Genomic DNA, 21033 nt, shown 5'->3' with positions numbered 1-21033 from the left:
ATTGGCGGCTTATCGGGAAACGAGAGGAGTTTACATGCGGGTATACGCACGCTGGATAGCGGCGCTGGTGTTCGGCCTGACGGCTTGCACGGCTCTGGCGGAGAGCTCATCAGGCTGGCAGCCGGTTAATGAGACCATTCGCAAAAGTGAACAGGATCCGCGCCATTATCAGGCGATCCGGCTGGATAACGGCATGACGGTGTTGCTGGTTTCCGATCCGGTTGCGCCGAAATCCCTGGCCGCGCTGACGCTGCCGATAGGTTCGCTGGACGATCCCGATCAGCAGGCAGGACTGGCGCACTATCTGGAACACATGGTGCTGATGGGCTCAAAGCACTATCCGCAGCCGGACAACCTGGCTGAGTTCCTGAAAAAGCATGGCGGCAGTCACAATGCCAGTACCGCCTCTTATCGCACCGCTTTCTATCTGGAAGTGGAAAATGATTCGCTGGCGCCTGCGGTTGATCGGCTGGCCGATGCGGTGGCTGAGCCGCTGCTGGATCCGGTTAACGCCGATCGCGAACGCCATGCCGTCAATGCCGAACTGACGATGGCGCGCTCGCGCGACGGGCTGCGTATGGCGCAGGTCGGCGCGGAAACCCTGAACCCGGCGCATCCGGCGTCACGTTTCTCGGGCGGTAATCTCGATACCCTGAAAGATAAACCTGGCAGCAAACTGCATCAGGCTCTGCTGGATTTCTACCACACCCACTACTCCGCTAACCTGATGAAGGCGGTTATCTACAGTAACAAGCCGTTGCCGGAGATGGCGGCGATTGCGGCAAAAACCTTTGGCCGGGTGCAGAATCATGATGCCAGCGTGCCTGAGATCCGGGTGCCGGTGGTGACCGAGGCACAGCAGGGCATCATTATTCACTACGTTCCGGCTCAGCCGCGCAAGCAGCTCAAAATTGAGTTCCGCATCGCTAACAACAGCGATCGCTTCCGCAGTAAAACCGATACGCTCATCAGCTATCTGATCAGCAACCGCAGCAAAAACACGCTCACCGACTGGCTGCAGAAGCAGGGGCTGGCTGACGGTGTCAACGCGGGCGCTGACCCAATGACCGAGCGTAACAGCGGCGTCTTCGCGATTACCGCCTCCCTGACCGATAAAGGTCTGGCACAGCGTGACGAGGTGGTGGCGGCAATCTTCAGCTACATCAATCTGCTGCGTCAGCAGAGCGATGATAAACGCTACTTTGATGAGGTATCGCACGTACTGACGCTGGACTTTCGTTATCCCTCCATCACCCGCGATATGGACTACATCGAGTGGCTGGTAGATACGATGCTGCGTGTCCCGGTTGAACATACGCTGGATGCCCCCTATCTGGCGGACCAGTATGACGCGGCCGCGATACACGCCCGGCTGGAAGAGATGACGCCGCAGCATGCGCGCATCTGGTACATCAGCCCGCAGGAGCCACACGATAAAAAGGCCTATTTCGTTGAGGCACCCTATCAGGTTGAGAAAATCACGCCAGCCACCTTCGCTGACTGGCAGCAGCGCGCCAGCCAGATCACCCTGGCGATGCCGGTGCTCAATCCCTATATCCCGGATGATTTCACCCTGTTACCGTCAGACGGCAAAACCTACACCCATCCGATCAGGCTGGATAATAAAGATGGGATGCGTATTTACTGGATGCCCAGCCGTTACTATGCCAGCGAGCCGAAAGCTGCGATAACCCTGGCGCTGCGCAATCAGCACGCTATCAGCGATGCCCGTCAGCAGGTGCTGTTCGGGCTGAATGACTACCTTTCCAGCCTGGCGCTGGATGAGCTGAACTCACAGGCTTCAGTCGGCGGCATCAGTTTCTCAACCGGCGAAGATGAAGGGCTGGTATTCAGCGCCAATGGCTTTACTCAGCGTCTGCCGACGCTGCTGAAGAAGCTGGTGGAAGGGTACGCGAGTTTCCAGCCGACAGAACAGCAGCTGGAGCAGGCTAAATCCTGGTATCTGGAGCGGCTCGACGCGGCGGAAAAAGGCAAGGCGTTTGAGCAGGCTATTCAGCCGATGCAGCTGCTGTCGCAGCTGCCCTACACCCAGCGCGAAACGCGCCGCAGGCTGGTCAGTGGGATCTCACTCCGGGATGTCACCGACTACCGCGATGCACTATTCCGTGATGCAACGCCGGAGATGATGGTGGTGGGCAACCTCAGCGCGGAGAGCGTGATCCGGCTGGGGCATGAGCTCAGAGAGCAGATGCAGAGCCGTGCGCCGCGTAACTGGCCCAGCCAGTTCGTCACCTTTAACAAACCGCTGAAAGCTAACCTGCAGCAGCAGGGCAGCAGCACGGACTCTGCTCTGGCCGCCCTCTATGTGCCGCTGGGATACAGTGAATATCAGAGCATGGCAAACAGCGCGATGCTGAGCCAGATCGTGCAGCCGTGGTTCTACAATCAGCTGCGCACCAAAGAGCAGCTCGGCTATGCGGTGTTTGCCTTTCAGATGCCAGTAGGACGTCAGTGGGGCCTCGGCTTCCTGTTGCAAAGTAACAGCAGGCAGCCCGGCTGGCTGCTGCAGCGGTACCAGGCGTTCTATCCTCAGGCAGAAAAAAGATTGCGCAGCATGAGTCAGGCCGATTTTGTGCAGTATCAGCAGGCGATGATCAACGATCTGCAGCAGCGTCCTCAGACGCTGTATGAAGAGGCCGATCGCTTCAGCCGCGACTTTGACCGTCAGAACGACCGGTTTGATACGCGGCAGAAACTGATCGAGCAGGTGCAGCAACTCACCCCAGTCAGCCTGGCGGACTTTTTCCGGCGCGCCGTGATTGAACACAAAGGCATGGTGATGACCTCACAGATTGCCGGCACCGGCAATGGCAAAGCCGAATTTGCCCGGCAGCCTGGCTGGAAAACCTGGGCTGAAGTGGCAAAACTGCAGCAGTCGCTGCCGGTAAAGAGTGAAACACCATGACGCAGCGACCTGCTATTTCGCTGAATCCACTGACGCTGCCGCTCAGGGGCGAGCGGCTGATTGAGGCATCCGCAGGTACCGGAAAAACCTTTACCATCGGTCTGCTCTATCTGCGACTGCTGCTGGGTCTGGGCGGCGAAAATGCTTACAGCCGGCCGCTCTCTGTGGAAGAAATTTTAGTAGTGACCTTCACCGAGGCCGCGACCGCTGAGCTGCGCGGACGCATCCGCGAGAATATTCATCAGTTACGTCTGGCCTGCATTCGCGGCAAAAGCAGCAATCCGATGCACCAGTTACTGCTGGAGCAGATGCCAGATCTGAGTCAGGCAGCCGCACAACTGCTGGCGGCTGAACGGCAGATGGATGAAGCCGCCATCTTCACTATTCACGGATTCTGTCAGCGGATGCTCAACCTCAATGCCTTTGAATCGGGGATGCTGTTCGAACAGGAGCTGATTGAAGATGAGCAGGCGCTGCTGAAACAGTCGACCGCCGATTTCTGGCGCCGTCAGTGCTATCCACTGAGTCTGGATGTCGCGCGGATCATCGCCGCAGAGTGGAGCGGGCCAGACAGCCTGCTGGCCACGCTGCGCCCCTGGCTGCAGGGGGAGTCGCCGGGGCTGAAACGCCCGCCCGCAGCCGATGAGACGCTGGAGAAACGTCACGCCCGTAATCTGGCGCGTATCAGTGCCATCAAGCAGCAGTGGCAGGCGCTGAGTGCGGATGTGGCAGGGATCATCAGCGCATCAGGCGTTGATAAGCGCAGCTACAGCAGCAAACATCTGCCCAACTGGGTGGCCCGCGTCACGCAGTGGGCTGGCAGTGAGACGCTGGACTACGAGCTGCCCAAAGAGCTGGAGCGATTCGGGCAGCAGGTGCTGGAGGAGAAAACCAAAAAGGGCGACGCGCCCCGTCATGCGCTGTTTGCGGCGATCGATCAGTTCCTGGCAGAGCCGCTGTCGCTGCGGGATGTGATCATCGCTCAGGCGCTGTCCGATGTGCGTGCTACGGTGCAGCGTGAGAAGCGGCTTCGTGCGCTGTTAGGCTTCGACGATCTGCTCAGTAAGCTGGATGAGGCGCTGCAGCAGCCTGGCGGCGTCCTGCTGGCTGACACTATCAGAGCACGCTTCCCGGTTGCCCTGATCGATGAGTTCCAGGATACCGATCCACAGCAGTACCGCATCTTCCGCGCGCTCTACATTAATCAGCCGGAGCAGGCACTGTTTCTGATCGGCGATCCCAAGCAGGCGATCTATGCGTTTCGCGGCGCGGATATCTTTACCTATCTGCGGGCCAGAAACGAAGTCAGCGCTCACTATACGCTGGACACCAACTGGCGCTCCTCGCCGGAGATGGTCGCGGGCGTCAACCGCCTCTTTTCGCAGGTCGATTCGCCTTTTCTCTTCTCGGCGATCCCCTTCCAGCCGGTGAAGCCCGCAGCATCGAATCAGTCGCTGACGCTGACGTTTGATCAGCAGCAGCAACCGGCGCTGCGCTTCTGGCTGCAGCCGGGCGAGGGTGTCGGCAGCAGTGACTACCAGCAGTTTATGGCGCAGCAGTGTGCGGCCGACATCAGCCGCTGGCTGGTCGCCGGTCAGCAGGGACGCGCCCTGCTGGGCAAAGGCGAGGCGCTACAGCCTGTGCAGGCGTCCGATATCACCGTGCTGGTGCGCAGTCGCAATGAGGCCGGGTTAATCCGCGATGCGCTGAATGCGCTGGCGATCCCGTCGGTCTACCTCTCCAGCCGGGACAGCGTCTACACCACGCCGGAAGCGCGCGAGTTACTCTGGCTGCTGCAGGCGATACAGGCACCGGAACAGGAGCGTCTGCTGCGCAGCGCGCTGGCAACCTCCATTTTTGCCATCGACGCGGCAACGCTCGACGCGCTGACGCAGAACGAACGCGAATGGGATGCGCTGGTGGAGCAGTTCGCCGTCTGGCAGCAGCTGTGGCATCAGCGCGGTGTCCTGCCGATGCTGCGGGATGTGATGATTAAACGGCAGCTGGCGGAAAATATGCTGGCTTCGGAGAATGGTGAGCGGCGGCTGACGGACCTGATGCATCTGGGTGAGCTGCTGCAGGAGGCGTCGGTGCAGCTGGAAAGCCCGCACGCGCTGGTGCGCTTCCTGGCGCAGCAGATTGCCCGGCCAAACAGCCAGGCTGCCAGCCAGCAGCTGCGTCTGGAAAGCGATCGGCACCTGGTGCAGATCATCACCATCCATAAATCGAAAGGGCTGCAGTATCCGCTGGTCTGGCTGCCGTTTGCTGCCGGATTCCGCGAGGCGGCCAGCGCGCTCTATCATGACCGCGACACCTTTACGGCGCTGCTGGATGTACAGGGCGATGCTCAAAGTCTGGCGCTGGCCGAAGAGGAACGTCTGGCGGAAGATCTGCGTCTGCTCTACGTGGCATTGACCCGCTCGGTCTATCACTGCAGCGTCGGTATTGCACCGCTGATCAAAGGCAGCCGCAAAAAAGAGGGCGAAAGCGATCTGCACAAGAGCGCACTGGGTTACCTGGTGCAGCAGGGTGAGGCGGCCGATGCCCGGCAGCTCAGCCAGCGTCTGAACGCCTTAACCGGTGAGGGCATTGCCCTGACAGAAGAGGATCTGCTGCCCGGCGAGATGTGGCAGGATGCCCGGCAGGGGGATGAAGCATTAAGCAGCCGTGACATGACGCGCACGCTGACGGATCTCTGGCGGGTCACCAGTTACTCTGGCCTGCAACAGCACCACAGTTCACCGCTGCTGGATGCGCTGCCCAGCTTCGATATTGACGCGGCGGGAGAGGAGGAGACTGGCGAAGAGGCGACGCTGACGCCTCACCATTTTCCGCGCGGTGCGGCACCCGGCACGTTTTTACATGGTCTGTTTGAGTCGATCGACTTTACCGAACCACCGGACCGCATCTGGCTCGAAGATCAGCTGCAGCATAATGGCTATCCGCTCAGCTGGCTGCCGGTTCTGGAGCAGTGGATTGAACGCGTCCTGCGCACCCCGCTCAACGCAGAGGGCGTGACGCTGTCGGCGATAAAGAGCAGCGAACGCCTGATTGAGATGGAGTTCTACCTGCCGATCAACAACCTGCTGACTGCGGCCGGGCTCGACGCGCTGCTGCGGCGGCATGACCCGCTTTCCCGGCAGGCCGCCGCTCTGGATTTCCGCCAGGTGCGCGGAATGCTCAAGGGCTTTATCGATCTGGTCTTCCGCTGGCAGGGCAAATATTATCTGCTCGACTATAAATCGAACTGGCTCGGGGAGAGTCACGCCGCTTACACCCCTGAGGCGATGGCGCAGGCGATGATCGGCCACCGCTACGATCTGCAGTATCAGCTCTATACGCTGGCGCTGCATCGCTATCTTCGGCATCGTCTGCCCGGCTACCGCTACGAGCAACATTTTGGCGGCGTATTTTATCTGTTTTTACGCGGGATGGATGGCAGCTCGCCGGATAACGGCATCTTTGCGACCCGTTCTGACGAAGCCTTTGTGGAAGAGATTGATGCACTATTTGGTCAACCCGGGGAGGGGTTATGAGTGAGATGCTGAGCCTGCTGCTGCAGGCGGCAGAGAAGCGCCTCCTGCGGCCGCTGGATATTCAGTTCGCGCGGCTGATCGCGCCGGAATCACAGCCCGCGCTGCTGCTGGCAGCGGCCTGCGTCAGTGCTGAAGCCGGTGAGGGACATGTCTGCCTGCCGCTGAGTCACCTCTCTGAAGCGAACCTGTTTGCCGGTCGTCAGCCTGCGCTGGCCCGGGCGATCTGGCAGGCAGCGGGCGCGCCGGATGACTGGCCTGCACATCTGGCTGACTGGCCCGCCGTCAGCGACGGCAGTCGGGTGACGCCGCTGGTGCTGAGCCACCAGCGTTTGTATCTGCACCGGCTGTGGCAGAGTGAAGGCCGGGTTGCCGACTTCTTTGCGGCTCAGGAGATGAAAACTGCCTTCGATATCCAGGCCGCGGGCGAGGTACTGAACACGCTGTTCGGTGACCAGCCAGAGGACTGGCAGAAGATTGCGGCGGCTGTGGCGCTGACCCGCAAGACGGCGGTGATCTCCGGCGGACCTGGCACCGGCAAGACCACCACCGTGGCGAAGCTTCTTGCGGCACTGATTCGGCTCAATCCGGGCGCGCTGCGGATCCAGCTGGCCGCACCAACCGGCAAAGCCGCAGCAAGGCTGACCGAATCCCTGGGCAGGGCCCTGCAGGATCTGGCCGTCAGCGACGAAGAGCGTCGGCGTTTTCCGGCCGAAGCCACTACGCTGCATCGTCTGCTGGGTGCCCAGCCCGATACCCAGCGGATGCGCTACCACGCCGGAAATCCGCTGCATCTGGATGTGCTGGTCGTTGATGAAGCGTCGATGGTTGACCTGCCGATGATGGCAAAACTGATCGCTGCGCTGCCAGGCCATGCGCGTGTGATCTTTCTGGGCGATCGCGACCAGCTCGCCTCGGTTGAGGCGGGGGCCGTGCTGGGCGATATCTGTCGCTGTACCGAGGGCGGCTATAGCCTGGAGCGGGCAGAACAGCTCGCGCGGCTGACCGGCTGTGCCCTTGAGGGCAGTGATGATATGCAGGCGCCGTCCGTGCGCGACAGTATCTGCCTGCTGCAAAAGAGTTATCGTTTTGACGCCAGGTCAGGCATCGGCCAGCTGGCTAAAGCGATCAACCGGGGGGATGCAGCAGAGGTCAATGCCCTGTTTACCTCGGCCTGCGAAGATGTCAGCTACCAGACGCTGAACAGCGCCGAAGCCTATCAGACGATGCTGGATGAGGTCGCGCAGGGATATCAGCCTTTCCTGCAGCTCATCAGGGAACAGGCGCCACCGGCGGAGGTCATCGCCGCGTTTGGCCGCTATCAACTGCTGTGTGCATTACGTGAAGGGCCATTTGGCGTGCAGGGGCTGAATCAGCGCATCGAACAGCGGCTGATGCAGTTACAGCGCATCCGGCGTCCCGGCGTCGGCAGCCGCTGGTATGCCGGACGACCGGTCATGATCAGCCGGAATGACAGCGCGCTTGGCCTGTTCAATGGTGATATTGGCATTACGCTGCGCGATGAGGAGGGCAACCTCAAGGTCTTCTTCCCGCTGCCGGATGGATCCATCAAGGCCATTCAGCCGAGCCGCTTGCCGTCACACGAAACGGCCTGGGTAATGACGGTGCACAAATCGCAGGGATCGGAGTTTGACCACACCGCGCTGGTGATGCCGACGCAGTTTCTGCCGGTGCTGACGCGGGAACTGGTCTACACCGCGATCACCCGCGCACGTCGGCAGCTGACGATCTACAGCGAGCCGGGGGTGTTTCAGCGTGCGGTTCAGCTGCAGACGCAGCGACGCAGCGGTCTGGTCGAGCGCCTGGGCGCAGGCGGCTGAGAAGGGCAGGGAACAGGCGGCCGGTAAGCCGCCTGTTGATTACTCTGAGCCTCAGGTAAGGTCGGCCATCAGCACTTTTGAACGGCGCTGATAGTTATACATCTCTTTTTTACTCTCCGGCAGTGACTCGATATCGACCGGGGTAAAGCCGCGCTCCTGGAACCAGTGGATGCTGCGGGTGGTTAGCACAAACAGTTTTTCCAGCCCCATCTGCTTCGCCTGCAACGCTACGCGCTGCAATAGCATCTCACCCCGGGATGAGCTGCGATAGTCCGGATGCACGGCCACACAGGCCATCTCGCCAATCTTCTCATCCATAAACGGATAGAGCGCGGCGCAGGCGATGGTCAGATTATCGCGCTGAATGATGGTGAACTTGTCGATCTCCATCTCCAACTGCTCGCGGGAGCGACGCACCAGAATACCCTGCTGCTCCAGCGGACGGATCAGTTCGAGAATACCGCCGATATCATTGATGTTGGCGCGGCGGATCTGCTCTGCCGACTCCATCACGATCTGCGTGCCGATACCGTCGCGGGAGAAGAGCTCCTGCAGTAGCGCACCATCTTCCTGATAACTGATCAGGTGGCTGCGGCGCACGCCACTGCGGCACGCTTTTACTGCGCCACGCAGGAAACGAACGGTGCCGGAGAGATAATCACCCTCTTTTTCAATCTCGTCGATTCGGGCCTGGGCGTCATTCGGGAACAGCTCGGAGATAATTTCGCCGTCACTGTCCAGCACCCCCTGTTCAGAGCAGAAGCCGATCATCTTTTCCGCTTTGAGCTTAATGGCCAGCTGGGTAGCTACCTCTTCGGAGGTCAGATTAAAGCTCTCACCGGTCACGGAAACCGCCACCGGGCCCAGCAGCACAATGGCGCCGTTATCCAGCTGGCGATGAATCGCCTCTTCATCGATACGACGGATACGCCCGCTGTGGCAGTAATCCACGCCATCATCCACGCCCAGCGGCTGTGAAATAATGAAGTTGCCGCTGACGACATTGATATGCGCGCCCTGCAGCGGTGTATTGTTAAGGCTCATTGAGAGGCGGGCGGTGATATCCAGCTGCAACCGGCCAGCCGCCTGCTTCACCAGCTCCAGGGACTGTGCGTCGGTGACCCTTGTGAACTTGTGATAAACCGGCTCCAGCTGCTGCTGAGCGAGGCTGGCATCAATCTGCGGCCGCGCACCATAGACCACCACCAGCCGGATGCCCAGGCTGTGCAGCAGGCCGATATCGTTGACGATGCCAGAGAAGTTCTCATGCTCAATCGCTTCGCCACCCAGCATGATGACAAAGGTTTTGCCACGGTGGGCATTGATATAGGGAACGGTATGGCGAAAACCCTGAACCAGCTCGGTACTACGTTCCTTCACGGCCAACCCTCAATGAATGTTTATTCGTATTTTATGTATTTTTATGCTTTTACAGGCGATTTTGCAAGCCTTTATCCTGACGAAAATTTACGTTTTTTCGGGTGTCAAAGCCGCTAACAGCCTGCATTATTTAGGGTTTCCGGGGTGACATCATGCTGCGGATTGGATAAAGTTTTCGCCGCCATTTTATTAACTGGCGCATTTTCAGACATAACACAGCAGCTGGAGCGGCATGTCAGACGGTAATTCCCATTTTTCACGCAGACGATTCTTACAGGGGACAGGCGCCTTACTGCTGTTAAGCGTCAGCCGCACGGGGCTGGCGGCCAAAAACCACATTGTGGCCGTGCGGATCTGGCCCTCATCCACCTATTCACGGATGACGCTGGAGTCCAGCGTTGCACTGAAGTACAAACAGTTTGCCCTGACAAATCCCGATCGCCTGGTGATCGATATCCAGGGCCTGCACCTTAATCCGGTCCTGAAAGGGGTGGATAAGCAGGTCCGGGTCGACGATCCCTTTATCAAAAATGCCCGCGTCGGCCAGTTCGACAGCAACACGGTGCGCGTGGTACTGGAGCTGAAGCGCAACGTCGCGCCGAAAATCTTTAACCTGGCACCGGTCGCCGGGATCAATCACCGGCTGGTGGTTGACCTCTATCCGAGCCAGGATCATGTGGAAGATGATCCGCTGCTGGCGCTGCTGAAAGATTACAACCAGGGCGATCTGGAGAAAGATGAAGGGGTACAGGCTCCTCTGCCGGGCAAAGCGGGACGCGACCGGCCGATTATCATCATGATCGATCCCGGCCACGGCGGCGAAGATCCTGGCGCGCACGGCAAATATAAGACCCGCGAGAAGGATATTGTGCTGAAGATTGGCCGGCGACTGAAAGCGCTGATCGACAAACAGCCCAACATGAAAGCCTACATGACGCGCAACGAAGATGTCTTTATTCCGCTGCGGGTCAGGGTTGCCAAAGCCCGCAAGCAGCGCGCCGATCTTTTTGTCTCTATTCATGCGGATGCGTTTACCAGCCGCGCGGCGCGGGGATCCTCGGTGTTCGCCTTGTCCACCAGCGGGGCGACCTCCGCAGCCGCCCGCTTCCTGGCGCAGACGCAGAACGAATCAGACCTGATAGGCGGCGTCAGCAAAAGCGGTGACCGCTATCTCGACCACACCATGTTCGATATGGTGCAGCGGCAGACGATCCACGACAGCCTGAAGTTCGGTAAAGAGGTGCTGCATCGCATGGGGCGCATCAACCACCTGCATAAACGCACGGTGGATCAAGCCGGATTTGCGGTGCTCAAAGCGCCGGACATTCCTTCCATTCTGGTTGAAACGGCCTTTATCAGTAATGTGGAGGAGGAGCGTAAACTGCGAACCACCCGCTATCAGCATCAGGTAGCCCAGGCGATTCTGGATGGCATCAAAGCCTATGTAGAGAGTGGGGCGGCGCTGGCCCATCGGTAATGCAAGGCGGATAGCCCGGGCTATCCGCACGCTTTTCAGGGCGGAGGGGGCGCAAAAGAGGATTCGGGAACGCCAGAAACAAAAAAACACCCTTTCAGGTGTTTAAATGATTGGTTGCGGGGGCCGGATTTGAACCGACGACCTTCGGGTTATGAGCCCGACGAGCTACCAGGCTGCTCCACCCCGCGTCCGTATCATACTGACTTCACATTGTGACTTCTGAAAACGGCGTCAGAAGTGTTGGTTGCGGGGGCCGGATTTGAACCGACGACCTTCGGGTTATGAGCCCGACGAGCTACCAGGCTGCTCCACCCCGCGTCCGTATTGCGCATTGCGACTTTTCACATTGTGACTTCTGAAAACTGCCTCAGAAGTATTGGTTGCGGGGGCCGGATTTGAACCGACGACCTTCGGGTTATGAGCCCGACGAGCTACCAGGCTGCTCCACCCCGCGTCCGTGGAAGCGCACTATACTCTCCGCGCTGATTGATGCAACCCCTTTTTACAGATAAAAGCTAAATTAACAGCCAGTTGCTGAAGGAACCGCCCATCTGATTAATTATTGAACTGATCCGCACAGCGTGAAAGCGGATGCATTTCATTCTGCCGGGGGCTTTGCTATCGTCGCGGGGCGAACAGTTATAAAAAGAGAAGAGAATGAAATTACATTGGGTGAAGTATGCACTCACTGGCACGTTGATCACGCTGCTGGCGGCCTGTAGCTCTAAACCGACCGATCGCGGTCAGCAATATAAAGATGGCAAACTGGAACAGCCGCTGGCGCTGGTGAATCAGCCCAATGCCAAAGGCGCACCGGTAAACGGCCGGGACTTTGGTGAGCAGGTACGCCAGATCCAGTCCGCCTCATCGGCGCTCTATGGCCGTCAGAGTGGCACCTACAGTGCGATTGAGAGCTGGCTGATGGCGGGGGCTGATACCCGACAGCTTCGTCAGTATGGCCTGAATGCCTGGCAGATGGAGGGCACGGACAACTACGGTAACGTGCAGTTTACCGGCTACTACACGCCGGTAGTGGAAGCGCGTTACACCCGTCAGGGTGAATTCCAGTACCCAATCTATCGGATGCCACCACGTAAACGGGGTGAAAAATTACCGAGCCGCGCCTCTATCTACAGTGGCGCACTCGATGACCGCTACGTTATTGCCTACAGCAACTCGCTGATTGATAACTTCATGATGGATGTGCAGGGCAGTGGTTATGTCGATTTTGGCGACGGCCGCCCGATGACCTTCTTTGGTTACGCCGGTAAAAATGGCTGGGGATACCATAGTATCGGTAAAGAGCTGATCGACCGCGGCGAAGTAAAGCGCGAAGATATGTCGATGCAGGCGATCCGTCAGTGGGCGCAGGAGCACTCGCCTCAGGAAGTGCGCGCACTGCTGGAAACCAACCCGTCATTCGTCTTCTTTAAAGCTGAGCCTTTTACGCCGGTACGCGGCGCCAGCGCGGTGCCGCTGGTGGCGAAAGCCTCTGTCGCCTCTGACCGCTCCATCATTCCACCGGGCACGGTACTGCTGGCGGAGGTGCCACAGCTCAATGAGAAGGGCAAGTTCAACGGTAAATATGAGATGCGCCTGATGGTGGCCCTGGACGTAGGCGGCGCGATTAAAGGACAGCACTTTGATATCTATCAGGGTATCGGTCCCGATGCCGCGCATCTGGCGGGCTTCTATAATCACTATGGCCGCGTCTGGGTACTGAAAGCCGCGCCGGGTGCCGGACAGCCGCTGTTCTCCAGCCCGCAAAACGGTAATAATGGTTCACTGCTCCTCGGCGCTAACTAATTTCTTCTCTGCGGGCCTGCGGGCCCGCACGACGTTACAGGTTCAACTATGAAAGTGTTAAATGACGCCTGGCATCAGCGCTTTGGCGGCACGGCGCGTCTCTATGGTCAGGATGCGCTGCAACGGTTTGCTGACGCCCACTTCTGCGTCATCGGAATCGGCGGCGTCGGCTCCTGGGCGGCGGAGGCGCTGGTACGCACCGGGATTGGTAAAATCACCCTGATTGATATGGATGATGTCTGTATCACCAATACCAACCGTCAGCTGCATGCGCTGCAGGGCAATGTCGGCAAGGCCAAAACAGAGGTCATGGCAGAGCGGTTGCGTGCCATCAATCCTGATTGTGAGGTGATCTGCATTGATGATTTTATTACGCCAGAGAACACCGCAGACCTGATGGCTGCCGGTTTTGATTATGTGATCGATGCTATTGACAGCGTGCGGCCTAAAGCGGCCCTGATCGCCTGGTGTCGCCGGAATAAGATCCCGCTGATCACCACCGGTGGCGCGGGTGGTCAGATTGATCCAACGCAGATCCAGGTCGCGGATCTGGCAAAGACCATTCAGGATCCGCTGGCGGCGAAGCTGCGCGAACGGCTCAGGAGCCTGGGCGTGATAAAAAACAGTAAGGGTAAACTGGGCATCGACTGCGTTTTCTCCACCGAGGCGCTGGTCTATCCGCAGGCCGATGGCAGCGTCTGTGCCTCACGCAGCACGGCAGAGGGACCGAAGCGAATGGATTGCGCATCCGGTTTCGGCGCCGCCACCATGGTCACCGCCACCTTTGGCTTTGTGGCCGTTTCGCATGCGCTGAAGAAGTTTCTGGCGCGCGCCGCGCGTCAGGACGTCGCCAGCGCCTGACGCGCGGCGTGCTCTACCGCGGCGGCCAGCGCCTGCAGGCCGCTGCTGCGTGACGCGCTGAGCTGGGCGCGCAGACCCAGTTCATCAAAAAGTTGCAGGGGATCGCTGGCCAGCAGCTGCTGTGGCGTCTGACCCTCAACGGCAGTCAGCAGCACCGCCAGCAGGCCACGCACAATCCGTCCTTCGCTGTCGCCATAGAAGTGCAGCGTACCCGCCTCCTGTCGCTGGCTGCCCAGCCAGACCCGGTTCTCACACCCGCTCAGTTCAATCTCCGGGCGCTTCAGTTCCTCTGGCAGCGCGGGCAACTGACGGCCCAGCTGAATCAGCTGGCGATAACGATCTTCCCACTGATGAAAGCGACCAAAGCTCTCCTTCAGCGTAGCGACAGTGATCTCTGCGCCAAACGGGTGTGGCGCTAACGGCGATGAACTCATTGCTAAAACTCCGATAACAGCGAAATGGCGCGCTTCATGGCATGCACCAGCGCATCAACATCCTGCAGATTATTATAGGGGGCAAAAGAGGCGCGCAGCGTTCCACTGACGCCCAGTGCCGCCATCAGCGGCTGCGCACAGTGCTGACCGGCGCGCAGGGCGATGCCCTGTTCCGCCAGCAGCGTCACCAGATCGCTGTGGTGCAGACCGTCAAACTCAAACGCCAGCAGGCTGGCGTTGCCACAGCGGAAACTGCGAAAGCCAGGCAGTTCCGCCAGCTGTTGCTCAGCCTGAGTGGCGAGCCGCTGACTCCAGCATTCAGCCTGCGGCAGATCGTACTGCGACAGCCAGCTCAGCGCGGCACTCAATCCCACGACGCCCGCCACATTTGGCGTGCCCGCTTCAAAACGCCAGGGCACCGGCTGCGGGGTGAAGTCACTGAAATCAACCTGAGTCACCATTTTGCCGCCCCCCTGCCACGACGCCATCGCCTCCAGCAGTTCCGCTTTGCCATAAAGCGCGCCAGTCCCCATCGGGCCGTAAATCTTATGGGCGGAGAAGGCGTAAAAGTCGATGTCGAGCGCCTGGAGATCCGGCGGGCAATGCACCACACCCTGCGCGCCATCGACCATGACTTTCGCTCCCACGCCATGAGCCAGCGCGATCGCCTGACCAAGATCGGGACAGCCGCCGGTGACGTTCGACATCTGACCCACCGCCAGCAGCCGCGTCCGGCTGTTAAGCAGGGCAGGTAACTGGCTGATATCCGGCAGGCGATCCGGACCTAACGGCCATTTTACGACGCGGGCACCGCAGGCCCTGGCGGCCATCAGCCACGGAACCAGATTGGCATGATGCTCGGCTTCGCTGACCACGATCTCATCACCCGGCTGCAGGCGCGGCCGCAGCCAGCTGTTGGCCACCAGATTTATCGCTTCGGTGGTGCCGCGCGTCCAGACAATTTCACGATCGTCAGCGGCATTAAGCCAGCGGGCCACCTGACTGCGCGCCTGTTCATAGCGCTGCGTCAGGTCCCTGGCGGCAGCGAACTGGCTGCGATGCACCGTGCCGGCGCTGAGGCTGTAAAACTGCTGTGTACTCTCAATGACGGCGTGGGGTTTCAGCGTGGTAGCTGCGCTGTCGAGATACACCCCGGCGTCAGTGAGCGCGGGAAACTGCTGGCGAAAAGCGGTGGGATTAAATGCGGTCATGCCGGGTCCATTATGAGAATAATTAGGACCAAACTGAAAGAATGGTCTGCGTATGGCAAAGCTGAAAAAGCGCGTTATGCTGAATATTGCAAGGTTTAAACCAGACCCGCATAACGACGCAACGTTTCGTAGTCGATCTCACTTTTCGGCTGCCTCTGATTAGCGTAACGCGGGCGGTTTAATGCAATCAATCTACAAGGAGATAGCAGATGAATAAACTTACCGCAGTACTGGCCGTATGTACTCTGGCTTTCACCCTGAGCGCCTGTTCAAGCAACTACGTTATGCATACCAATGATGGCCGCACTATCGTGGCTGCCGGCAAGCCGAAGGTCGATAATGACACCGGTATGATCAGCTATAAAGATGCGAATGGCAACGAGCAGCAGATCAACCGCTCTGACGTCAAAGAAATGGTTGAATCAGGCCAGTAAGAGCAAAAAAAAAGCACCGCAATTTGCGGTGCTATTTAAAATCACTATGGACAGACAGGGTAAATCTACAGGAATTAAGAGTTCGATCCGCAATCGTCGGATCAAAAATTGCAAACACAACATCACGACCACAAGCCAAAAGCTTTCAGAAAATCTGCGAACTCACTCACAAATCTAAAAACTTTTCGTTCCGGCTCTGGAAGTGCGGCAACTATAGGTATTTGCTGGTGGTTCCTCAACGGACAAATTATAATGCCTCGGATTAAAAATTCTAATACGTAAACGCTTTGTATAAGCCTGCGTATTTTTCGTCGCGCCGGATACGGAAAACCATGTCGAAACGCCTTCCTCCCCTTAACGCACTGCGTGTTTTTGACGCAGCCGCACGCCATTTAAGCTTTACCAAAGCCGCTGAAGAGCTGTTTGTCACCCAGGCTGCTGTAAGCCATCAGATTAAATCTCTGGAGGATTTTCTGGGGTTAAAGCTGTTTCGCCGGAGGAATCGTTCGCTGTTACTGACCGAGGAAGGACAAAGCTACTATCTCGATATCAAAGAGATCTTCTCCGCCATTAATGAAGCGACGCGCAAACTGCAGGCGCGCAGTGCCAAGGGTGCACTGACCGTCAGTCTGCTGCCGAGTTTCGCCATTCAGTGGCTGGTGCCTCGCCTCTCCAGCTTTAATATGGCTTATCCGGGAATCGACGTGCGCATCCAGGCCGTGGACCGCGATGAAGAGAAGCTGGCCGACGATGTCGATGTGGCGATTTTCTATGGGCGCGGTAACTGGCCAGGACTGCGGGTCGAAAAACTCTATGCCGAATATCTGCTGCCGGTCTGTTCCCCGACGCTGATGACCGGCGATAATCCGCTGAAAACGCCGATGGATCTGTCACGCTTTACCCTGCTGCATGACGCCTCGCGGCGGGACTGGCAATCCTATATTCGTCAGCTGGGGCTGCAGCATATCAATGTGCAGCAGGGGCCAATCTTCAGCCACAGCGCGATGGTGCTGCAGGCGGCGATTCATGGTCAGGGGGTGGCGCTGGCGAATAATGTGATGGCGCAGAGTGAGATCGAGGCCGGGCGCTTAATCTGCCCGTTTAACGATGTGCTGGTCAGTAAAAACGCTTTTTATCTGGTTTGTCATGACAGTCAGGCAGAACTGGGTAAAATAGCCGCCTTCCGACAGTGGATCCTGGCAAAAGCCGCAACAGAACAAGAAAAATTCCGCTTTCGTTACCAACAATAACATCTTGATTTAATTGCATTATGATGCAAAAGCATCCAGAGGAACGGTGAATGTCCAGTCGTGCCATGTTTATTTTTGCCGCGATCAGCGGGTTTCTGCTGGTGGCGTTTGGCGCATTTGGTGCCCATGTGCTGAGTCGATCGCTTGGCGCAGCTGAAATGGCCTGGATCCATACCGGGCTGGAATATCAGGCTTATCACACTTTAGCCGTGATGGGGCTGGGAGCCGCGATGTTACGTCGCGCTAATATCTGGTTTTACTGGAGCAGTGCGCTGATGGCGCTCGGCACCGTGTTGTTCAGTGGCAGCCTCTACTGTCTGGCGCTGTCACATCTGAAGTTTTGGGTTTTTATCACGCCAGTGGGCGGAGTCTGTTTCCTCGCCGGTTGGGTATTGATGTTGATTGGCGCGCTGCGTCTTAAACGAAAGGCAGAACGCCATGAATAAAGTTTTACTCTATTGTCGTCCCGGTTTTGAAAAAGAGTGTGCAGCAGAGATCAGCGCCAGAGCCGCTGAACGCGAGATCTACGGCTTTCCACGGGTCAAAGATGACGCCGGTTATGTGCTGTTTGAGTGCTACCAGTTCGAAGATGCCGAGCGGCTGGCGCGGGAACTGCCGTTTGATGAGCTGATTTTCGCCCGGCAGATGCTGGTCGTCGGCGAACTGCTGCGTGATCTGCCGCAGGAAGATCGAATCACCCCGATTGTCGGCATGCTGACCGGTGTGGTGGAGAAGGGGGGCGAGCTGCGTGTTGAGGTGCCGGACACCAACGAAGCCAAAGAGCTGACGAAATTCTGTCGTAAGTTCACCGTTCCGCTGCGTGCCGCACTGCGCGAAGGCAAGATCCTGCTCAATTATGAGAGCCCGAAACGCCCGGTGGTGCATGTGTTCTTCATTGCGCCGGGCACCTGTTATGTCGGCTACTCCTTCCGCGAAAACAGTTCACCGCTGTACATGGGGATCCCCCGGCTTAAGTTTCCCGCCGATGCGCCAAGTCGCTCCACGCTGAAGCTGGAAGAGGCGTTTCACGTCTTTATCCCGGAGGATGAATGGGATGAGCGTTTAGCCAGCGGCATGTACGCGGTGGATCTCGGGGCCTGTCCGGGCGGCTGGACCTATCAGCTGGTTCAGCGCAGCATGATGGTCTATGCGGTGGACAACGGGCCAATGGCGCCGAGCCTGATGGATACCGGCCAGGTGATGCACGAAAAGGCCGATGGCTTCAAATACCGGCCACCCCGTAACAACATCAGCTGGCTGGTGTGTGACATGGTGGAGAAGCCGGTGCGCGTGGCTAACCTGATGACCGACTGGCTGGTGAATGGCTGGTGCCGTGAGGCGATCTTCAACCTGAAGCTGCCGATGAAGAAGCGTTACGAAGAGGTGACGCAGAATCTGGCGATGATGCAGGAACGCTTTGATAGCGAGGGCATCAACGTGCAGATCCGCGCCCGCCAGCTCTATCACGACCGCGAAGAGGTAACGGTGCATGTACGCCGGATCTGGGCCGCGATGGGTGGTCGGCGCGACGAACGTTAATCACCGGGCTGAGTGCAGCCGCACTCAGCCGGTATAACGCAGCGTATTCAGGTTTCCCTGTAACACCAGATCCCGCTTCAGCGTTGCGACCTCGCGGCTGATCTCCGCTATCCGCTGACCTTCCGCAATCTTTTCCCGCCACTTTGCAGGCACCCGCGCCAGTTGCTGATAAATCCCCTCAAGCGTGTGAAACTCTGCCAGCAGCTGTTTCGCGCTTTTCGGGCCGATACCGGCGATGCCGGGGATCTTGCTGCTGCTGATCCCGCAGAGTCCCCAGTAGTCGGGCAGTCGCTCCGGGGCCACGCCAAACTCCGCTTCGATAAAGGGCAGGTCGAGCCACCGTTTCTGAAAGTAGTCGCGGATACGGATGTCGGGAGCCAGCAACTGACAGTATCCTTTGTCCGTGGAAACAATGGTGGCCTGATGTCCCGCCTGGGCCATTTTCACCGCCAGCGTGGCCGCGAGGTCATCCGCCTCATCGTCGCCGGCGATCCAGCAGCTGACGCCGGCCACGCGAAACGCTTCCTGCAACGCCGGAATTTCCGCCTGCAGGTCATCAGGCATAGGGGGACGTCCGCTTTTGTAATCGGGCAGCAGCTGATGACGCCAGCCCTGATGACGCGCTTCGCCATCAAACACGGCGACCGCGTGAGTCGGTCGCGTGTGACCCAGCACCTGACGCAGCGCGGCCACACAGCCGTCCACGCAGGGCGAACCCTGAACGGCGTGCAGACGGCGAATCAGATTCAGGGCATCAATAATAACAAGATGAAAAGCCATGAGCGTATGGGCAGCCCGGAGGCTGCCTCCTGATTTATTTGATAATTTCGTAGCAGGGGATGTAGGCGGTGCCGGGCAGTTTCATACGTTGCTGCGCCACAAATCCCTGTAGCAGCTCATCCATCCGATGCATGATGTCGGGATCGCCATGCAGCTTGTAGCGGCCCTTTTCACGGATCTCGCGGATCCCCATCTCTTTAACGTTACCGGCGACGATGCCTGAGAAGGCGCGACGCAGGTCGGCAGCCAGCTTTTCAGGTGCCTGATTGGTATAGAGATTAAGGTTGGCCATATTCTCGTGGGTCGGAAGGAACGGCACCTGCAGATCGGGTTCAATGCGAATCGACCAGTTAAAGCTATACGCATCACCGGTTTCGCGACGATTCTCTTTGACCTGCGGCATCGCTTTCTTCATCAGACGCGCCACTTCCGCCGCATCGTTGATGATGATCTGATAATGCTTACGAGCCTGTTCGCCCAGGGTGTTGACGATGAAATCATCCAGCACGCGGAAGTAGTCGGCGCTCTCTTCGGGGCCGGTCAGAATCAGCGGCAGCAGCTGGTCGTTGTTCTGCGGATTCATCAGGATGCCCAGCAGATAGAGCAGCTCTTCTGCGGTGCCGACGCCGCCCGGGAAAATGATGATGCCATGCGCGATGCGTACGAACGCTTCCAGACGTTTTTCGATGTCCGGCATGATGATCAGCTCGTTCACCAGTGGGTTTGGTGGTTCCGCGGCAATGATTGAAGGTTCGGTCAGGCCGATAAAGCGGCTGTCACGGTAGCGTTGCTGGGCATGGCCGACCGCGGCCCCTTTCATTGGCGCTTCCATCACACCTGGCCCGCAGCCGGTACAGATGTTCAGTTCACGCAGACCGAGCTGCGTTCCGACGTTGCGGCAGTACTGATACTCAACGGCGTTGATGGAGTGACCGCCCCAGCAGACCACCGTGTTGGGATCTTCGCCGATATGCAGTGCCCGCGCATTGCGCAGAATGGAAAAGACGGTGTTAGTGATCGTGACCGAATCGTTCTCTTCGGCTGCGGTAAGCCGCCCCGGCATGGTGAGCTGTCCGCTGACAAACAGGATGTCACGCAGTACGGCAAACAGGTTCGCCTGCAGCGAGCGGATAATGCGGCCATCCACGAACGCCTCTTCCGGCGGATTGATCAGCTCCAGTTTAACGCCGCGCTCCTGGCGCAGCACATTGATGTCGAAATTTTCAAAGCGGGAGAGCAGTTCGTGGCTGCTGTCAGTCTGGCTGCCGGAGTTAAGCACGGCCAGAGAGCAATTGCGAAACAGCTGGTAAAGGTCGCTGCTGGCTGTGCGCTTAAGCATATCGACTTCCAGCTGCGAGAGCAGATCCATTGAGCCAAGAGGGCTGATGTGGGTAATCAAATGAGCTCCTTTACACCCGCCTGGGTGCGTGTTGGCACTGCAACGGCAGTGACGAAAATCCCGGGGCGGCATCCATGGGTTGCCGCCATCACCAGAGTAGCCTTGTCAGCCCGCACAGCTCAAGCGGAACTGCGCGCGCATCACGCAGCCTGCGAGAAAACT

15 protein-coding genes and 3 tRNA genes are annotated in these 21033 nt (G+C 58.5%); 10 read left to right on the top strand and 8 right to left on the bottom strand.

The genetic code is table 11. The features are described 5' to 3' along the window. Window positions 1-34: 34 nt before the first annotated feature. Genes ptrA through recD form a run of 3 tightly spaced genes read left to right on the top strand, consistent with a single transcriptional unit; the run spans window position 35 to window position 8300 of the window. Window positions 35-2926 carry a pitrilysin gene (gene ptrA, locus AB1748_RS16680; protein WP_367395795.1) on the top strand — a complete coding sequence of 964 codons (2892 nt, stop codon included), beginning with the start codon at window positions 35-37 and terminating at the stop codon, window positions 2924-2926. Beyond that, window positions 2923-6462, top strand: a complete 3540-nt coding sequence (gene recB, locus AB1748_RS16675; protein ID WP_367395794.1) for an exodeoxyribonuclease V subunit beta — start codon at window positions 2923-2925, stop codon at window positions 6460-6462. Before ptrA ends, recB begins: the two co-directional genes overlap by 4 nt. After that, on the top strand, window positions 6459-8300 hold the full coding sequence (gene recD, locus AB1748_RS16670; protein ID WP_111140827.1) for an exodeoxyribonuclease V subunit alpha: 1842 nt from the start codon (window positions 6459-6461) through the stop codon (window positions 8298-8300). The genes recB and recD overlap by 4 nt, the downstream gene beginning before the upstream one ends. Window positions 8301-8351: 51 nt before the next feature. Here the strand turns inward: recD and argA are convergent, their stop codons facing one another. Beyond that, complete coding sequence (gene argA / locus AB1748_RS16665) at window positions 8352-9680, bottom strand: amino-acid N-acetyltransferase (protein WP_111140826.1); 1329 nt, start codon at window positions 9678-9680, stop codon at window positions 8352-8354. Between the two features lie 232 nt (window positions 9681-9912). On the opposite strand from argA, the gene amiC reads away from it, so the two are divergent. Next, window positions 9913-11157, top strand: coding sequence for an N-acetylmuramoyl-L-alanine amidase AmiC (gene amiC / locus AB1748_RS16660; RefSeq protein WP_111140825.1), 1245 nt, complete (start codon window positions 9913-9915; stop codon window positions 11155-11157). Window positions 11158-11268: 111 nt separating this feature from the next. On the opposite strand, the gene AB1748_RS16655 is transcribed toward amiC, so the two are convergent. The 3 genes from AB1748_RS16655 to AB1748_RS16645 all read right to left on the bottom strand — a co-directional run bounded on the left by AB1748_RS16655 (window position 11269) and on the right by AB1748_RS16645 (window position 11611). Further along, window positions 11269-11345 (bottom strand) — tRNA-Met (locus AB1748_RS16655). A 53-nt stretch (window positions 11346-11398) separates the two neighbouring features. Beyond that, window positions 11399-11475: transfer RNA gene (locus AB1748_RS16650), tRNA-Met, on the bottom strand. A gap of 59 nt (window positions 11476-11534) precedes the next feature. After that, window positions 11535-11611 (bottom strand) — tRNA-Met (locus AB1748_RS16645). Window positions 11612-11814: 203 nt separating this feature from the next. Between AB1748_RS16645 and mltA the strand changes: the two genes are divergently transcribed. Continuing rightward, window positions 11815-12963, top strand: coding sequence for a murein transglycosylase A (gene mltA / locus AB1748_RS16640; protein ID WP_111140824.1), 1149 nt, complete (start codon window positions 11815-11817; stop codon window positions 12961-12963). Window positions 12964-13011: 48 nt separating this feature from the next. Beyond that, on the top strand, window positions 13012-13824 hold the full coding sequence (gene tcdA, locus AB1748_RS16635) for a tRNA cyclic N6-threonylcarbamoyladenosine(37) synthase TcdA (protein WP_293770392.1): 813 nt from the start codon (window positions 13012-13014) through the stop codon (window positions 13822-13824). Here tcdA and csdE read toward each other — a convergent pair. Both csdE and csdA read right to left on the bottom strand, forming a co-directional pair. Continuing rightward, the gene (gene csdE, locus AB1748_RS16630) at window positions 13803-14258 is read right to left on the bottom strand and encodes a cysteine desulfurase sulfur acceptor subunit CsdE (RefSeq protein WP_111140822.1); all 456 of its coding nucleotides are present in this window, start codon (window positions 14256-14258) and stop codon (window positions 13803-13805) included. The genes tcdA and csdE overlap by 22 nt on opposite strands. A gap of 2 nt (window positions 14259-14260) precedes the next feature. Continuing rightward, window positions 14261-15469: a cysteine desulfurase CsdA gene (gene csdA, locus AB1748_RS16625; RefSeq protein ID WP_367395793.1), complete on the bottom strand. Its 1209-nt coding sequence runs from the start codon at window positions 15467-15469 to the stop codon at window positions 14261-14263. A gap of 209 nt (window positions 15470-15678) precedes the next feature. On the opposite strand from csdA, the gene AB1748_RS16620 reads away from it, so the two are divergent. From AB1748_RS16620 to rlmM, 4 genes are all read left to right on the top strand, one after another. After that, complete coding sequence (locus tag AB1748_RS16620) at window positions 15679-15903, top strand: YgdI/YgdR family lipoprotein (RefSeq protein ID WP_111140820.1); 225 nt, start codon at window positions 15679-15681, stop codon at window positions 15901-15903. Window positions 15904-16235: 332 nt separating this feature from the next. Then, window positions 16236-17153 (top strand): transcriptional regulator GcvA, encoded by a 918-nt coding sequence (locus AB1748_RS16615; protein ID WP_293770386.1) that lies wholly within the window; start codon window positions 16236-16238, stop codon window positions 17151-17153. 50 nt (window positions 17154-17203) lie between these two features. Next, window positions 17204-17599 carry a DUF423 domain-containing protein gene (locus tag AB1748_RS16610; RefSeq protein WP_111141923.1) on the top strand — a complete coding sequence of 132 codons (396 nt, stop codon included), beginning with the start codon at window positions 17204-17206 and terminating at the stop codon, window positions 17597-17599. Then, the gene (gene rlmM, locus AB1748_RS16605) at window positions 17592-18692 is read left to right on the top strand and encodes a 23S rRNA (cytidine(2498)-2'-O)-methyltransferase RlmM (protein ID WP_111141921.1); all 1101 of its coding nucleotides are present in this window, start codon (window positions 17592-17594) and stop codon (window positions 18690-18692) included. Before AB1748_RS16610 ends, rlmM begins: the two co-directional genes overlap by 8 nt. Window positions 18693-18716: 24 nt before the next feature. On the opposite strand, the gene xni is transcribed toward rlmM, so the two are convergent. Continuing rightward, window positions 18717-19472, bottom strand: coding sequence for a flap endonuclease Xni (gene xni, locus AB1748_RS16600; protein WP_111141919.1), 756 nt, complete (start codon window positions 19470-19472; stop codon window positions 18717-18719). A gap of 34 nt (window positions 19473-19506) precedes the next feature. Continuing rightward, window positions 19507-20871, bottom strand: coding sequence for a nucleotide 5'-monophosphate nucleosidase PpnN (gene ppnN, locus AB1748_RS16595; RefSeq protein ID WP_111141917.1), 1365 nt, complete (start codon window positions 20869-20871; stop codon window positions 19507-19509). Between the last annotated feature and the right edge of the window lie 162 nt (window positions 20872-21033).

Source organism: Pantoea sp. Ep11b (assembly GCF_040783975.1).
Classification (GTDB): domain Bacteria; phylum Pseudomonadota; class Gammaproteobacteria; order Enterobacterales; family Enterobacteriaceae; genus Pantoea.
The sequence above is the reverse complement of the archived record's forward strand: the minus strand, read 5'-3'. Positions and strand labels throughout refer to the sequence as shown.

Excerpts from the sequence above, each read along its gene's own strand:
- ptrA (WP_367395795.1), top strand. The coding sequence starts at position 35 with ATGCGGGTATACGCACGCTGGATAGCGGCGCTGGTGTTCGGCCTGACG.
- recB (WP_367395794.1), top strand. The coding sequence starts at position 2,923 with ATGACGCAGCGACCTGCTATTTCGCTGAATCCACTGACGCTGCCGCTC.
- recD (WP_111140827.1), top strand. The coding sequence starts at position 6,459 with ATGAGTGAGATGCTGAGCCTGCTGCTGCAGGCGGCAGAGAAGCGCCTC.
- amiC (WP_111140825.1), top strand. The coding sequence starts at position 9,913 with ATGTCAGACGGTAATTCCCATTTTTCACGCAGACGATTCTTACAGGGG.
- mltA (WP_111140824.1), top strand. The coding sequence starts at position 11,815 with ATGAAATTACATTGGGTGAAGTATGCACTCACTGGCACGTTGATCACG.
- tcdA (WP_293770392.1), top strand. The coding sequence starts at position 13,012 with ATGAAAGTGTTAAATGACGCCTGGCATCAGCGCTTTGGCGGCACGGCG.
- csdE (WP_111140822.1), bottom strand. The coding sequence starts at position 14,258 with ATGAGTTCATCGCCGTTAGCGCCACACCCGTTTGGCGCAGAGATCACT.
- csdA (WP_367395793.1), bottom strand. The coding sequence starts at position 15,469 with ATGACCGCATTTAATCCCACCGCTTTTCGCCAGCAGTTTCCCGCGCTC.
- AB1748_RS16620 (WP_111140820.1), top strand. The coding sequence starts at position 15,679 with ATGAATAAACTTACCGCAGTACTGGCCGTATGTACTCTGGCTTTCACC.
- AB1748_RS16615 (WP_293770386.1), top strand. The coding sequence starts at position 16,236 with ATGTCGAAACGCCTTCCTCCCCTTAACGCACTGCGTGTTTTTGACGCA.
- AB1748_RS16610 (WP_111141923.1), top strand. The coding sequence starts at position 17,204 with ATGTCCAGTCGTGCCATGTTTATTTTTGCCGCGATCAGCGGGTTTCTG.
- rlmM (WP_111141921.1), top strand. The coding sequence starts at position 17,592 with ATGAATAAAGTTTTACTCTATTGTCGTCCCGGTTTTGAAAAAGAGTGT.
- xni (WP_111141919.1), bottom strand. The coding sequence starts at position 19,472 with ATGGCTTTTCATCTTGTTATTATTGATGCCCTGAATCTGATTCGCCGT.